This window comes from Bradyrhizobium sp. Leo114 (genome assembly GCF_055229415.2).
The window spans coordinates 320,592-334,154 of record NZ_JBUYEN020000002.1 but is presented as its reverse complement, the minus strand read 5'-3'; the positions used below and the strand labels follow the sequence as shown (position 1 = coordinate 334,154).

Annotated in this window: 14 protein-coding genes; 4 read left to right on the top strand and 10 right to left on the bottom strand. The window is 64.0% G+C overall.

The window, feature by feature from the left end:
- Positions 1–16 precede the first annotated feature (16 nt).
- From ACZIRK_RS03840 to ACZIRK_RS03810, 7 genes are all read right to left on the bottom strand, one after another.
- Positions 17–949: a hypothetical protein gene (locus ACZIRK_RS03840; protein ID WP_245475155.1), complete on the bottom strand. Its 933-nt coding sequence runs from the start codon at positions 947–949 to the stop codon at positions 17–19.
- Between the two features lie 228 nt (positions 950–1,177).
- Positions 1,178–1,618, bottom strand: coding sequence for a nuclear transport factor 2 family protein (locus tag ACZIRK_RS03835; protein WP_028163883.1), 441 nt, complete (start codon positions 1,616–1,618; stop codon positions 1,178–1,180).
- Between the two features lie 198 nt (positions 1,619–1,816).
- Entirely contained in the window at positions 1,817–2,083 is a 267-nt protein-coding gene (locus ACZIRK_RS03830; RefSeq protein ID WP_130231219.1) for a hypothetical protein, read from the bottom strand.
- Positions 2,084–3,117: 1,034 nt separating this feature from the next.
- Positions 3,118–6,036 carry an excinuclease ABC subunit UvrB gene (gene uvrB / locus ACZIRK_RS03825; RefSeq protein ID WP_463326975.1) on the bottom strand — a complete coding sequence of 973 codons (2,919 nt, stop codon included), beginning with the start codon at positions 6,034–6,036 and terminating at the stop codon, positions 3,118–3,120.
- A 320-nt stretch (positions 6,037–6,356) separates the two neighbouring features.
- Positions 6,357–6,557, bottom strand: coding sequence for a hypothetical protein (locus ACZIRK_RS03820; protein WP_035690098.1), 201 nt, complete (start codon positions 6,555–6,557; stop codon positions 6,357–6,359).
- 11 nt (positions 6,558–6,568) lie between these two features.
- Entirely contained in the window at positions 6,569–6,808 is a 240-nt protein-coding gene (locus ACZIRK_RS03815) for a hypothetical protein (RefSeq protein ID WP_035690096.1), read from the bottom strand.
- Between the two features lie 397 nt (positions 6,809–7,205).
- Positions 7,206–8,135 (bottom strand): LysR substrate-binding domain-containing protein, encoded by a 930-nt coding sequence (locus ACZIRK_RS03810; protein WP_463326974.1) that lies wholly within the window; start codon positions 8,133–8,135, stop codon positions 7,206–7,208.
- Between the two features lie 96 nt (positions 8,136–8,231).
- Here ACZIRK_RS03810 and ACZIRK_RS03805 point away from each other — a divergent pair, with 96 nt between their 5' ends.
- Positions 8,232–8,993, top strand: coding sequence for a sulfite exporter TauE/SafE family protein (locus ACZIRK_RS03805; protein ID WP_130230854.1), 762 nt, complete (start codon positions 8,232–8,234; stop codon positions 8,991–8,993).
- A 13-nt stretch (positions 8,994–9,006) separates the two neighbouring features.
- Entirely contained in the window at positions 9,007–9,240 is a 234-nt protein-coding gene (locus ACZIRK_RS03800; RefSeq protein ID WP_028163877.1) for a hypothetical protein, read from the top strand.
- Between the two features lie 30 nt (positions 9,241–9,270).
- Here ACZIRK_RS03800 and ACZIRK_RS03795 read toward each other — a convergent pair whose 3' ends face one another.
- Together ACZIRK_RS03795 and ACZIRK_RS03790 are read right to left on the bottom strand one after the other, a co-directional pair.
- On the bottom strand, positions 9,271–9,876 hold the full coding sequence (locus ACZIRK_RS03795) for an SCO family protein (protein WP_028163876.1): 606 nt from the start codon (positions 9,874–9,876) through the stop codon (positions 9,271–9,273).
- A complete protein-coding gene (locus ACZIRK_RS03790) occupies positions 9,873–10,988 on the bottom strand; it encodes an MBL fold metallo-hydrolase (RefSeq protein ID WP_130230852.1) in 1,116 nt (371 codons plus the stop codon). Before ACZIRK_RS03790 ends, ACZIRK_RS03795 begins: the two co-directional genes overlap by 4 nt.
- Positions 10,989–11,196: 208 nt before the next feature.
- Between ACZIRK_RS03790 and ACZIRK_RS03785 the strand changes: the two genes are divergently transcribed.
- Complete coding sequence (locus ACZIRK_RS03785; protein WP_130230850.1) at positions 11,197–11,904, top strand: glutathione binding-like protein; 708 nt, start codon at positions 11,197–11,199, stop codon at positions 11,902–11,904.
- A gap of 132 nt (positions 11,905–12,036) precedes the next feature.
- Complete coding sequence (locus tag ACZIRK_RS03780) at positions 12,037–12,732, top strand: glutathione S-transferase family protein (RefSeq protein WP_130230846.1); 696 nt, start codon at positions 12,037–12,039, stop codon at positions 12,730–12,732.
- 95 nt (positions 12,733–12,827) lie between these two features.
- Here ACZIRK_RS03780 and ACZIRK_RS03775 read toward each other — a convergent pair whose 3' ends face one another.
- Positions 12,828–13,499, bottom strand: a complete 672-nt coding sequence (locus tag ACZIRK_RS03775; RefSeq protein ID WP_463326973.1) for an HAD family hydrolase — start codon at positions 13,497–13,499, stop codon at positions 12,828–12,830.
- Positions 13,500–13,563: the final 64 nt, after the last annotated feature.

Genomic DNA, 13,563 nt, shown 5'->3' with positions numbered 1-13,563 from the left:
GCGACCGCGGCCGGCCTCACCAGCTCCGCTTGAACCCGGCCGTTAGGCTCTTGTTAACCGGGCCCTGGGCGCTTTCGCCGATCGAGCCGGAGATGGTGACGCCGTCGAACAGCTTCTGCTCCGCGCCGATCCGGTGCAGCCATTTGTCGTCGCCGGTCGCGAGCGTCTGGCCGGCGATGAAGCTGGTTCCGCTGCTGTTGATGCTCAGCCTGGCCGATTGATCGGCCTCATAGCTCCGCGAGGGATGGCTGACGATGCCGGGCACCGGCACCACGCCCTGCTGGATCAGGTTGTAGCCGTTCTGCAGCGTCAGCGAATACTGGTCGGCGAGCGGCACCGATTTGCTGATTGAGGTCCCGAACCGGGTTTGGTCGCTACCGGGATCGACTCGGGCCTCGACCGAGGTCTTGTCCCAGATCGAGGCAACGCCCGGCGCGGTGATCGCGGCCCAGGCGGTGCCGGAGGATTGCGGCAGGCTGCCGCCATTGGCGAGCCGTTCCGACAGCAACTCGGAATTGGTCAGCGTGCCCTGGCGCGCGACCGTCATGTCGACGCCAATCCGCGTGTCCCAGAACGGCGAGATCGATTGCTTGACCGAGACCGCGGACGTGCCGTTCGCGTTGTTGTTCGACGACCATGCGGCATCACTGCCATCCGCCTTCTTCGGCGCGGTGGCCTTCTTCGGCGTCAACACGGTGTCGGAAGGCGAGGCATCGGCGCTGAGCAGGCTCCAGTCGAGCTTGTCCACGTCGACGTCCTTCATCACGTCGGCGTTATTTGCCTCGGGCTCGGACGCAGCCTCCTCGGCGGCCGGCGTCTCATCGTGGATACCGCTCCAAGGAGAAATTTGCGGCGACGTCTGCGCCATCGCCGGCAGCACCATCGCGATGCCAAGGCCTGCAGCCAGCATCGGCAACCACGCCCAGCCAGATCGTTGTTTGGAAGTCATTCCCGCAGCCCGCATTCCAGCCAGAGCGATACGTGATGGTAGCGCAAAATTATGACGGCGACATCGTTGTCCGGCGTGACAGCATGTAGCACGGATCGGATCGTCGTGGCCGGGCACAAGAGCGTGAAGGTGTCAGCTGATGTCCCGGCCATCCACGCCTTCCCGGGGCTGGCGAAGGAAGGCATTTGGATACCCGAGAGCGCCCGGGTACGACGAAACTGGAGGTGACTATTGCGCTGCTGCGATCCGCGGCAGGTGGATCGGATAGCCGACGGTCTGCTCGACCAGGTCGAAGCTGTCGACCAGCACGCGCAAGCGGGTCAGCAGGCCGCCACGGAATTGCGCGAAATGCGCGATCCGCACCGCGATCGGCTTGTTCGAATCCTGCGCAGTCAGCGAATAGCGCATCATCGATGCCGCGGAATCGACTCCAAGCATGATGGACTCGCGCTCGAAGCGGCGGACGCGGAAGTTCTCGCCGATCTGCCTGATCACCTCGAGCGCAGCGGGCTTGCCGTGGCGCGCACCGAAGAAAGAAAATAGATCGATCGGTCCATAGATCGCCCATTCGACGTCCTCGTCGAGCAGGGCGGCAATATCCGCGAATTGGCGTTCGTTGATCGCGCGGTGAAACGCGCGCGAAAAACGCCAGAGACTATGCTCTGTCATTCATCGTCTTCCCGAATCTGGATTGCAAATCAGCAACGGCAAAAAGGGCGTCCGCACCGACGCCGCGCCAGATTGCTGCACCTCAAATTTCACCGTTTCAAATAGAGCGACCGTGCCAGAACGCAATTGTTATTTTTGCATTGCACAAATGCAGACTTTTTTGCGGGATTTTGCCTGAATCCGCCGACCGCGGCCCCGTCAGCGGTCGCGACGGGCGACATGCTCGTGCTCGATTGCGACCTCGGCGTCGCGGATCGCGAGCACGGCGAACAGCAGCGCGCCGCCAATGCCGCCGATCACAGCGCCCAGCGGCATGAAGGTGAAGAACACCAGCGCGCCGCCATCGCCTTCAAAATTCGAGGTTTTGAAGATTCCGATCCAGGCAAGCCCAGCACTGATGCCGAGCGCGGCGCCGCTGAGCGCCCCGAATGCCAGACCCAAGAGCGCCAGCAACGCGATTTTCATGATGTCTTGTCAGCCCCGTCGTCCGCAGCATCCCGCGTAATTGGTCACGCAAGCGCCGGTGAGGTTCAACGTGACGGGGAAGTAATGCGAGTGTCGTTCCGTCGCGCGTGGAGCGGTCACAGCGTGTAAGTCGCGCTCTCGCATCTCACTCCGCTGTCGTCCCGTCGAAAGACGGGACCCATAACCACAGGCAGTTGTTATTGGGCGAGCAAGCGGTTGCAGCGAAGCGCATTACAAAGGCCAGTGGTTATGGGTCCTGGCCTTCGCCAGGACGACGGAGGAGAGGTTCTGATTCGAATTTCAAACAGCGGACCCGTAGGATGGATAGAGCGAAGCGAAACCCATCGGCTTCGGAACAAGCCGCGCAAATGATGGGTTTCGCTTCGCTCTACCCATCCTACGTCTGATTCAAGCGGCGGATGTGAGTTCGCGTTCTCGCGACGCGTTGCGTCCGAGGTTTGCTTCACTTTCCACCCTCCTCGATATCAGAGGGCGCAGGGAAAGCCGGGTGCTGGTTGCACCCGTGGGTCCCGTGCAACAAAAAGCACGGGGGTAGGACCACAGGTTCAACCGAAGCATTCCGGCTTTCCCTGCGCAGTGGTTTTAACGGTTTCCTTCGCGCTCTCCCCGGTGACCGGGCTTTCTTGCCACCGTCATCTCTCGCGCAAACTTGTTCGCGCAAAAAACTTAGCGCCAGCGTCGGGGCGCCAGGACCACACGACTTCGCCGTCCGTGCTGCGCGTGCTCGTCAGTCACACGCTTCACGTCCACCGCATCTCACCGCAACGTTCGTGACGATCGCGACCCGCCCCTCATTCGCCGTGAGACGCGCGGAGTTAAATCACTGATTTGCCCGACGACGGAAGCAGAATGTTTTTTCCGCAAGGGCTGGACAGGCTTTGGCTGATTTGCCCGTCGTGTTGATTTGTCGCACCTACTGCTTCCACTTCGTCATTGCGAGCGCAGCGAAGCAATCCATAGCGCCACACGCGGAGGCATGGATTGCTTCGCTGCGCTCGCAATGACGGGTATTGTCATCGCTTCTTCCACCCGCCTCTTTTCCCCGGCAGCCCGCCGCTCGATCGTGGCGACGGGCCGAACTCCGGCCCTGACTGCCGCGAGTCGGTTGGCTGGATGATCCGGCTGGTACTGCCGAACGGCTTTGCTGGCTTCGCACCAGGATTCGGGCGGAAGGGTAGGGACTCCGGGCCGTGCATTTCGTCGAGATGGGGCTTGTGGATTTTTGATCCGGAGCTGCCGCCGGCCTTGATGGCCGACGACACGCTTTTCTTCTTCATTGCGCTGACCGGCAAATTGGCGGCGTCGCCGTATTTCCTGGTGCCGGCGTAGGCGCCGGCCTTGCCTTGCACGGTGCGCTGCTTGACGGTGGGATCGTCGACGACGGCCATTTCGGTGGCGCGCAGGCGCTTGACCTCGTCGCGCAGGCGCGCGGCTTCCTCGAAGTTCAGGTCGGCGGCGGCTTCGCGCATCCTTGTCTCGAGATCGGCGAGCACCGCCTCGAAATTGTGGCCAATCGAGATCACGTCGTCGGTCACGCTGCCGTCGCGGATATCGACCAGCACATGGTCGCGCTCGTAGACGGAGTTGAGGATGTCGCCGATCGACTTCTTCACGCTCGCCGGCGTAATGCCGTTGGCGGCGTTGTATTCCATCTGCTTTTCGCGGCGGCGGTTGGTCTCCGCAATCGCGCGCTCCATCGAGCCGGTCATGCTGTCGGCATAGAGGATCACCTTGCCGTCGACGTTGCGCGCGGCGCGGCCGATGGTCTGGATCAGCGAGGTCTCGCTGCGCAGGAACCCTTCCTTGTCGGCGTCGAGGATTGCGACCAGCGCGCATTCGGGAATGTCGAGACCCTCGCGGAGCAGGTTGATGCCGACAAGCGCGTCGAACGCGCCGAGGCGGAGGTCGCGGATGATCTCGATGCGCTCGATGGTGTCGATGTCCGAATGCATGTAGCGCACGCGGATGCCCTGCTCATGCAGATATTCGGTGAGGTCCTCCGCCATGCGCTTGGTCAGCACGGTGATCAGCGAGCGATAGCCCGCCGCTGCCGTTGCGCGAACCTCGCCGACGAGGTCGTCGACTTGCGTGCGTGCGGGACGGATGTCGACTGGCGGATCGATCAGGCCCGTGGGGCGGATCACCTGCTCGACGAAGACGCCGCCGCTCTCGTTGAGCTCCCAGCCGCTGGGCGTGGCCGACACCGCGACCGTCTGCGGCCGCATCATGTCCCATTCCTCGAACCGCAAGGGTCGGTTGTCCATGCAGGAGGGCAGGCGGAAGCCATATTCGGCCAGCGTTGCCTTGCGGCGGAAGTCGCCGCGGAACATGGCGCCGATCTGCGGGATCGAGACGTGGCTCTCGTCGGCGAACACAAGCGCGTTGTCGGGCACATATTCGAACAGCGTCGGCGGCGGCTCGCCGGGACGGCGTCCGGTGAGGTAGCGCGAATAGTTCTCGATGCCGGCGCAGCTCCCGGTCGCCTCCATCATCTCGAGGTCGAAGGTGGTGCGCTGCTCAAGCCGCTGCGCTTCGAGCAGCCGGCCCTGGTCGTTGAGTTGGTCGAGCCGCTGCTTCAGTTCGCTCTTGATCGACTTGATCGCCTGCACCAGCGTCGGCCGCGGCGTCACATAGTGCGAGTTGGCGTAGATCTTGATGAATTCGAGCTCGTCCTGCTTGTGGCCGGTGAGCGGATCGAACTCCTCGATATTCTCGACGACGTCGCCGAACAGGTTCACGCGCCAGGCGCGGTCCTCATAGTGCGCCGGGAAGATGTCGATGACGTCGCCGCGGACGCGGAAGGTGCCGCGGGTGAAGTCGGCCGAGGTGCGCTTGTACTGCAGGGCGACGAGGTCGGCGATCAGTTGGCGCTGGTCGATGCGCTCGCCCTTCTTCAGCGCGAACGTCATCGCGGTATAGGTTTCGACCGAGCCGATACCGTAGATGCAGGAGACCGAGGCGACGATGATGACGTCGTCGCGCTCGAGCAGAGCGCGCGTCGCGGCGTGACGCATGCGGTCGATCTGCTCGTTGATCGAGGAATCCTTCTCGATATAGGTGTCGGTCCGCGGCACATAGGCCTCGGGCTGGTAGTAGTCGTAGTAGGAGACGAAGTATTCGACCGCGTTGTCCGGGAAGAAGTTCTTGAACTCGCCATAGAGCTGCGCGGCGAGCGTCTTGTTCGGCGCCAGGATCAGGGCAGGGCGCTGCGTCGCCTCGATCACCTTGGCCATGGTGTAAGTCTTGCCCGAGCCGGTGACGCCGAGCAGCACCTGGGTACGGTCGTTGCGGCCGATGCCTTCGACCAGTTCCGCGATGGCGGTCGGCTGGTCGCCCTTCGGCTGATAGTCGGACTTAATCTCGAAGCGGACGCCGCCCTCGGACTTTTCCGGGCGCGGCGGACGGTGCGGGGTCCACACCCGCATCGAGCCGTCGTCTTTCCGGAACTCGGGACGGCCGTCGCGGATCAGGTTCTCGAGCGCCTCGGCGGTCGCCTTGACCCCGAGCGCCTCCATCTTGTTGCGCGGCGGGCGGGCCAGCGCCTCCTCATCGTCCTCAGCGGTGGGCAGGCCGAGCTGTCGCGCCAGCTCCGGATCGAGCGTGGGCACCGTCGCCGCGGTGCCGTAGTTGGCCTGGGGCGCCTCGTCGAAGCCGCCATGCTGGTCAGCCGGAGCCAGGCGATCGCTCGGAAATTCCTTCGGCGTCGAGGCGCGCGCGCGGTGCGCTGCGGCCTCGCCGCCGGCGCGGCGGTCGCGTGAATTGTCCGGCGGCGGCTGCAGGCCCGTGGACGAGCCGATGCCGCTTTCGCCGCGGTTGATGGCGGGGTTCAAGAGTTCGGCGAGCGCCGGCGCGATCGGGAGAACGTCGGGCCGATGCGCTTTTGACTTGGGGGATTTGCCGGGCTTTTTGGGGGTATCAGGTTTCTTCGCCATGGGGCGAATATGGGACTGAAACCGCCGCCATGAAAGGGCAAACGTGGCTGTGGGCCCGCTCTGTCAGCAGGTGTCAGCAGGGGCGAAATGGCGGAGATTTTCGACGCGGCGGTTGCCTCTTCGCCTCTCCCGCTTGCGGGAGAGGCCGGATTGGGAGCGTGGCGACCAATCCGGGTGAGGGCTGTTTCCGCTTGTTAAGTCCAATGCTGTGTGACCGCGTCAGCGTGCGTTGTCGGTCACCGCATTCGCGGAGGCACCCCTCACCCGGCGCTGCGCGCCGATCTCTCCTCGCGAAGGGCGGGGCGAGGTGAAGCGAGCCGTCAGCAGGCGGGCGAGGTCTTCTCGACGATGTTGAGATGAATCCCGCCGCAGCCGGTGCAGCGCATTGCCCAGTATTCGGCCCTACCGGGAATGACGCGGAGCAGGGCGAGCTCGGCCTTGCATTCCGGGCAATTGTTCAGGAACGGCCGCGCGGGCGGAGGTGACGGCGCCGGCTCGGCTTCGCAGCGCGGCGCGACCACGGCGGTGCCGATTATCGCGAAGTCGGCGACGGTTCGGTTGAGATCACCCCATAGCGCCGGCCGTAGCGGTCGATCTGCGCTTTCGCGTGGGCGATCGCCGCATCCCGATCGGACCACGCAAAGCCGAGCTCGAGTGTCGGAAACGAGATGCCATCGATGACGACCGGCTCGCGATCGGCTCGTTGAATCCTGGCGTGCCATAGCCCCTTCCCTGCCTCAAATGAGTTGATCTCAAAGGCGCCGTAAATCATGCCTGCGATCCCAGGTTTTTCCCGCGGGGGACCAAAGCACGCCCTGGGCGGCGAACTTTGTGAACTGGATCACACTGCGCAAGAATCTTTCGTTACAGGCGCGCGGACCGGTGCGGAAGTGGCGTGACGAGCTCACTCCCTCCGGTAAGGCGCGCAAATGTATCGCTCCGTTGATGTGCAGACTCGGGAAAAGCTCGGCGCGGTTGGTGAATGCCATGCAACAACTCGTTCGCAATCATCTTCGGTGTGAGAGCGACCAGGAGAACTCTGCCCTTGGACATGGCGTTTTCCATCAACGCGACCAGGGGGTCGTCAAATATAAATGCAACCAATAATTGTTTATTATTGCCAGTCTCGGTCGCGCTGTCCAGCCGTCAGGGCTGCGACAATGTGATCATTACCTGCTCGTCTCGTCCCTCACGAGGGATCGCTGCCCCTTGGCCCGCGTGGCGGGCTCGGCCGCGGCGCGGATGATCCAGCGGCGGAAGGCGGCAAAGTCGCGCTGACCGGTGCGGAAGCCATGATAGACGAGATACCAGCGCATGCCCTTCGGCACGCTCAGCTCGAACGGCGCGACCAGCCGCCCCGCGGCGAGGTCGTCGTCGATATAGGGACGGATTCCCATCGCGACGCCAAGGCCGTCGACGGCCGCCTGCAGCGCCTGGCCGTAAAATTCGAACTCAGGCCCGCGCGCCGTGACCCTGGCAATGCTCGCGGCCTTCAGCCATTTCGGCCAATCGTCGGGCGAGTGCGCGACGCGGAGCAGGCTTCTCCCCTTCAGGTCGCTCGCGCGCTTGAGCTGGCTCGCCAGCCGCGGCGCGCACACCGGGAGGAGATCGGCGGCGAACAGCGGCTCGGCCACCAGCCCCGGCCAGTCGCCGTCCCCGAGCTTGATGCCGCAGCTCCAGTCGTCGCTGAACGGCTCCGGCGCCGCGGCGCCCCCGGTGGTGATGCGGACCTCGATCTCGGGCTCTTCCTTCTGGAAATCGGCAAGCCGCGGGATCAGCCATTTCATCGCAAACGTCGGCCCGACGCCGATAGTCAGGACACGGACGCTCGCGGGCGCGGTCACCTGTGCCGTCAGGCTCGCCAGCGCATCGAAGATCGGCGTCAAGCCGCTCTGGTAGAAGCGGCCGGCCGCCGTGGTGACGAGGCGATTGGCCTTGCGTTCGAACAGCGCCACCCCGAGCCGCTCTTCGAGCAGATGCACCATCCGGCTGATCGCGGCGGCCGTGACGTTGAGCTCGGCGCCCGCGGCGGCAAAGCTGCCGGTGCGCGCCGCCGCCTCGAATGCCTTGATGCCGTTGAGAAAGAGCAGCCGCCGCAAGCCTGTTACCCTCAGGAAAACTGATGCCAGGAGGAGATAACTCAGTTTGCGCGCCGTGTCCAAGCGGGGCAGAAAACATCATCAGGAGGAAACACGGTGAGCCCGCTTGTGATTGCAGCCCTTGGCGTGCTGATGGTCGCGACGGCATTCCTGTCGGGGCTGTTCGGCATGGCCGGCGGGCTGATCCTGATTGGCGTGCTGCTCACCATCCTGCCGCTGCCCTCGGCGATGGTGCTGCATGCGATCACGCAGATGGCCAGTAACGGCTGGCGCGCCTTGCTGTGGCGGGCGCATATCCGCTGGCGGCCGGTCGCGGTCTACCTGATCGGCTGCGGCGTGGCGCTGGCGATCTGGTCGGCGGCGCGCTACGTGCCGGACAAGCCGATCGCGCTGCTCCTGCTTGGCGTCACGCCCTTCATGGCACGGCTGATGCCGAAGGGAATAAAGCCGAACCCCGACAGCATCTGGCAAGGCAGCTTCTACGGCTCGGCCTGCATGGGGCTGATGCTGATGACCGGCGTCTCCGGCCCGCTGATGGACACCTTCTTTCTCGGCGGCAATTTCGGCCGCCGCGAAGTGGTCGCGACCAAGGCGACCTGCCAGGTGGCGAGCCATTTCACCAAGCTGATCTATTTCGGCGGCATCATCGACCAGGCCGCGACGCTCGATCCGGTGTTGGCGGGCGTGGCTGTCGCGGCCTCGATGCTCGGCACCACGCTGGCGCGGCGAATCCTGGAAGCGATGAGCGACACGCAATTTCGCACCTGGGCGAACCGGCTGATCACGACGGTTGCAAGCTACTACATCCTCTATGGCGGCTGGCTGCTCGTCGCGCGTAACAGCGCGATGGCGCATTGACGGAGGAAGTCCGATGGCGGAGGCGACGGATGCGTTGGTGCTCGATCTCGTCGAATGGATCGCGCGCGAGCCGCGGCCTTATGCCGAGGTGATCGAGACCTGGCGCACCTCGTGCCCACGGCTGACGATCTGGGAAGACGCCGTCGACCGCGGCTATGTCATGCGCCGCCCGACAGTCGAGGGTTTGCGGGTGGTGGTCACCGAAACTGGCGAACGATTCCTGCGCGAGCACGGCCGCGCTGGCTGAGTGCCCTATAACAGCGCAGTGGCAAACGCTCTACCTGGCGAGGTGCGGGCGGATGATCTCGATCATGCGGTCGGCCGAGGTGCCCGGCGGGAAGAAGCCGAGATAGCCGCCATCGCGATCCATCAGATAGATGAACGCGGTGTGATCGACAGTGTAGTTGTCTTTCCCAAGCGGCACCTTGGCGCTGTAGACCTTGTAGGCGTCCGCTGCCTTGCGGATCGCATCAAGGCTTCCGGTCAATCCGATCAGGCGCGGATGAAACAGCGGCACGTATTCCGCCAGATGCTGCGGCGTGTCGCGTTCGGGATCGACGGTGATGAACAGGGGTTGCACCTTGTCGGCATCATTGCCGAGCCGGTCCATAGCAAGCCCGATCGCCTGCAGATCGGTGGGGCAGACATCGGGGCAATAAGTAAAGCCGAAATAGACCAGCATCAGCTTCCCGCGGAAATCGCGCTCGGTGCGGATATGGCCGGTGTGGTCGACAAGCTCGAACGGACCGCCGACCGGCTCCCGGTTCCACATCAGGATGTCCATGATCTCAGCCGCCGATCGCGCCGGCGCATCGCCCGCGCAGGCAGGCGCCAGCATCAGCCACAGGCCGATGCCGACACTGCTGATGGCGCGCAGGATCATGCCCCGAAGGAGAGGCGGCTGCCCGTCGTGGTGACGAGCACCTTGTCGCCCATCTGCGCGCTTGCCTCCTGGACGAAGTTCAGCCCGCTGCAATGCATGGGCACCACGACATCAGGCTCGAGTTTCTTCATCTCGGCCACGACCTCGGTGAGGTAGTCCTTCGGCGCCGGTCCGAGATGGAAGCCGCCGACGACGGCGTGCACCTTCTGGATCCCTGAGACCTCCTGCGCCTGCTTCACCGAATTGACGATGCCGACATGGCCGCAGGAGCTGATCACCACCAGCCCCTTGTCTTTCACGTTGAAGCAGGTCGCATGCTCGTGGATGTGCTCGTCCGGGACGATCTTGCCGTCCATCTCGGCCGGCAAATAGTGGCTGGCGTTGCAGCCGAGCCCATCCTTCATGCCGAACTCGACCCAGGTCTGCGGCAGGATACGCTCGATGCTGCGTCGCGTGATCTTGCCCGTCGTGAACGCATGGCCGGCGATCACGGTCGGCGTTTCGCAGAGAACGGTCGTGACGTTATGCGCGGCAAGCTCGCGGCGGTCGAGCGTGCCGAAATCGGCGAACTGACCCTTGGTCGGCGTCGCGTTGACGCGATGGCAGAAATTGTCCTCGCCGCCGGCGTAGAGCTTCACGTCCGCCGGAAGCTTGCCGCGATATTTATCCAGAAAGCCGATCAGGCCGCCGAAATGATCGTAGTGCCCGTGGCTGACGATCAGCGCGTCGAGCTTCGCCGGCTCGACGCCCACCAGCTCCATATTGTTGATGAGCACGTCGGGCGTGTAGCCGTAGTCCAGCATCAGCGTGCGCTGGGTGTCTGCGGCCTGAGATTCCAGCCACAGCGACAGGCCCCATTCATTGTGCAGCGACTTGCGGAAGTCTGCGCTTCGTGCCGGCGGCGCGATCGATACGCCGTTTGCCTGTTTCGGGCGGAAGAACATGTCGTAGCTGCTGTCGACCAGCACGCGGATCGACAGTCTGTCGACGGTCGGCACCTCGATCGGCGCTGCACTCGCGATCTCGACGCAGGAAAATCCGCCGGCAGCCGCGATGCCGGCGAGCGCGGCTGAACCTTTCAGAAAATCACGTCGTGGCAAATCTCTCGTCATTGAATCCTCCCAGACGACATTCTGACTGCAAAGAGCGCTCAAGCGTAGGACCGAGGCGAGCCCGCCTCAATCGCGCGGCGGTGCACCCGCCGATCAAATTCGCGCGCATGGCGTCAAGAAGCGGATTGACTCGGCACCGGTTCTGCGAGATTCATGCATTCGCATCTTTCTCCGATGCGCGTTCCCTCCCAGCCGCAGGATCATGCCCATGATCGACCTCCATTACTGGACCACGCCGAACGGCCACAAGATCACGATGTTCCTCGAGGAGACTGGGCTCGACTACAAGATCATCCCGGTCAACATCGGCAAGGGCGAGCAGTTCGCGTCGGAATTCCTGGAGATCGCGCCCAACAACCGGATTCCTGCGATCGTCGACCATGCGCCGAAGGGCGGCAGCAAGCCGATCTCGCTGTTCGAGTCCGGCGCGATCCTGCTCTATCTCGCCGAGAAGACCGGCAAGTTCCTGCCCGCCGATCTCTATGGCCGCTATGACGCGATCCAGTGGACGTTCTGGCAGATGGCCGGCCTCGGGCCGATGGCGGGGCAGAACCATCACTTCCGCAACTATGCGCAAGAGAAGCTGCAATATGCCATCGACCGCTATGTGAACGAGACCAACCGGCTCTATGGCGTGCTCAACAAGCGCCTGATCGACCGCGAATTCGTCGCCGGCGACTATTCGATCGCCGACATGGCGAGCTATCCCTGGGTCGTCGGCTACCAGAACCAGGGCCAGAACATCGACGATTTCCCGCATCTGAAGCGCTGGCTGGAAACGATCCGGGAGCGGCCCGCCACGGTGCGCGCCTATGCCAAGGCGAAAGAGGTCAATCCGAATTTCGGCCAGCCCGCGATCCGCACCGAGGAGGAGCGCAAGATCCTGTTCGGCCAGACCGCGGCGGTGGTGCGGTAGCGCTGTTGTTGCCGTCATTGCGAGCGCAGCGAAGCAATCCATGTCGCCGCGTGCGGAAGCGTGGATTGCTTCGTCGCTTGCGCTCCTCGCAATGACGGCTAGTCTGACGGCCGACATCAGCGGGATTGATCCATGGCCATGAAACTGTTCGAACTCGTCGGCACGGACACGTCCCGTCCGTTCAGCCCGTATTGCTGGCGCATACGGATGGCGCTGGCGCACAAGGGGCTTGGCGCCGAGTCGATCCCCTGGTGCTTCACGCACAAAGAAGCGATCGCGCCGCACAAGTCCGACAAGGTGCCGGTGCTGCTCGACGGTGACACCACGGTGACCGACTCCTGGGCGATCGCCAATTATCTCGAGGACACCTATGCCGACCGTCCCTCGCTGTTCGGCGGCGAGGGCGGGCGCGCCATGGGGCGGATGCTGAACTGGTGGGGCGATGTCACTGTGGTCGGCGGCATCTTCCCGCTGATCGTCGCCGATATCCCCGCGCATCTCGCGCCTGACGACGTTGCCTATTTCCGTAGGACGCGCGAGGCGCGGCTCGGCAAGCCGCTGGAAGAGGCCGCGGCCACGCGCGATCACGCGGTCGAAGGCTTCTGTAGGAGTCTCGATCCGCTGCGGCTGACGCTGCGGACGCAGGCCTATCTCGGCGGCGACAAGCCGAATTATGCCGACTACATCGTGTTCGGCGGCTTCCAGTGGGCACGCGTGGTGAGCCCTTTCAAGCTGCTGGTCGAGAACGATCCGGTCTATGCCTGGCGCGAGCGCCTGCTCGACGCCTTCGACGGCATGGCGCGGAAGTCGCCGGGATACGAGGTGTAGAGTTCACCGTCATTGCGAGGAGCGAAGCGACGAAGCAATCCATGTCTTCACGCGCGGAGAGATGGATTGCTTCGCTGCGCTCGCAATGACGAGTGCTACAGCGCGCCGCGTTCGCGCAGCATCGCCAGCGCCGCGTTGAGGTCCGGCAGAACCGCGGCGCATTTGGCGCGCGTTTCCTCGGTCGGCGGGATCATGTCCGGCACCGTCAGCGTGATCGCACCGGCGGCGTGGGCCGCGGTCACGCCATGGTTGGAATCCTCGATCGCGACGCAGGCTTGTGGCTTTACGCGGAGCCGTTGCGCAGCCAAGAGATACAGATCCGGGCTCGGCTTGCAGTGCGTGACGTCGTCCCGCGTCAGGATAGTGTCAAAGCGCGCGCGGATTCCTGCGAGCGTGAGGTGCTGGTCGGCAGAGCGGCGCGAGGAGGAGGTCACGATCGCCATCGGACATTGCGCGGACCGAAGCGCGTCGAGCAGCTCGACGGCGCCGGCCTTCAGCGGCAACCCTGCGCGAAGCATTTCGTCACGGTTGGCGGCGAAAGCCTTGTTGATCTCGGCGAGCGGGAAATCGTCGCCGTAGCGCCTCACCAGCATCAACTCGCATTCCGGCCCGGGAAGGCCGATCATGGCGTGGCAGAGGGTAGTGACATCGTCGGTATAGCCACGCGCGTTCAGCGCCGCGACCAGGCTGTCGAAATACACCTTCTCGGTATCGAGCAGCGTTCCATCCATATCGAGCAGGACGGCGCTGATGTCCCAGCGGCTCATCACATCGCGGCCGTATCGGTTTGCTGACTCGCGAGCGCGCGGAGGCAATCCGGGCACAGGCAGT

What these genes read in the sequence shown, in the direction of transcription:
- ACZIRK_RS03840 (WP_245475155.1), bottom strand. Translation starts at nt 949, where the DNA reads ATGACTTCCAAACAACGATCTGGCTGGGCGTGGTTGCCGATGCTGGCT.
- ACZIRK_RS03835 (WP_028163883.1), bottom strand. Translation starts at nt 1,618, where the DNA reads ATGACAGAGCATAGTCTCTGGCGTTTTTCGCGCGCGTTTCACCGCGCG.
- ACZIRK_RS03830 (WP_130231219.1), bottom strand. Translation starts at nt 2,083, where the DNA reads ATGAAAATCGCGTTGCTGGCGCTCTTGGGTCTGGCATTCGGGGCGCTC.
- uvrB (WP_463326975.1), bottom strand. Translation starts at nt 6,036, where the DNA reads ATGGCGAAGAAACCTGATACCCCCAAAAAGCCCGGCAAATCCCCCAAG.
- ACZIRK_RS03815 (WP_035690096.1), bottom strand. Translation starts at nt 6,808, where the DNA reads ATGATTTACGGCGCCTTTGAGATCAACTCATTTGAGGCAGGGAAGGGG.
- ACZIRK_RS03800 (WP_028163877.1), top strand. Translation starts at nt 9,007, where the DNA reads ATGGCGGAGGCGACGGATGCGTTGGTGCTCGATCTCGTCGAATGGATC.
- ACZIRK_RS03795 (WP_028163876.1), bottom strand. Translation starts at nt 9,876, where the DNA reads ATGATCCTGCGCGCCATCAGCAGTGTCGGCATCGGCCTGTGGCTGATG.
- ACZIRK_RS03790 (WP_130230852.1), bottom strand. Translation starts at nt 10,988, where the DNA reads ATGACGAGAGATTTGCCACGACGTGATTTTCTGAAAGGTTCAGCCGCG.
- ACZIRK_RS03785 (WP_130230850.1), top strand. Translation starts at nt 11,197, where the DNA reads ATGATCGACCTCCATTACTGGACCACGCCGAACGGCCACAAGATCACG.
- ACZIRK_RS03780 (WP_130230846.1), top strand. Translation starts at nt 12,037, where the DNA reads ATGGCCATGAAACTGTTCGAACTCGTCGGCACGGACACGTCCCGTCCG.
- ACZIRK_RS03775 (WP_463326973.1), bottom strand. Translation starts at nt 13,499, where the DNA reads ATGAGCCGCTGGGACATCAGCGCCGTCCTGCTCGATATGGATGGAACG.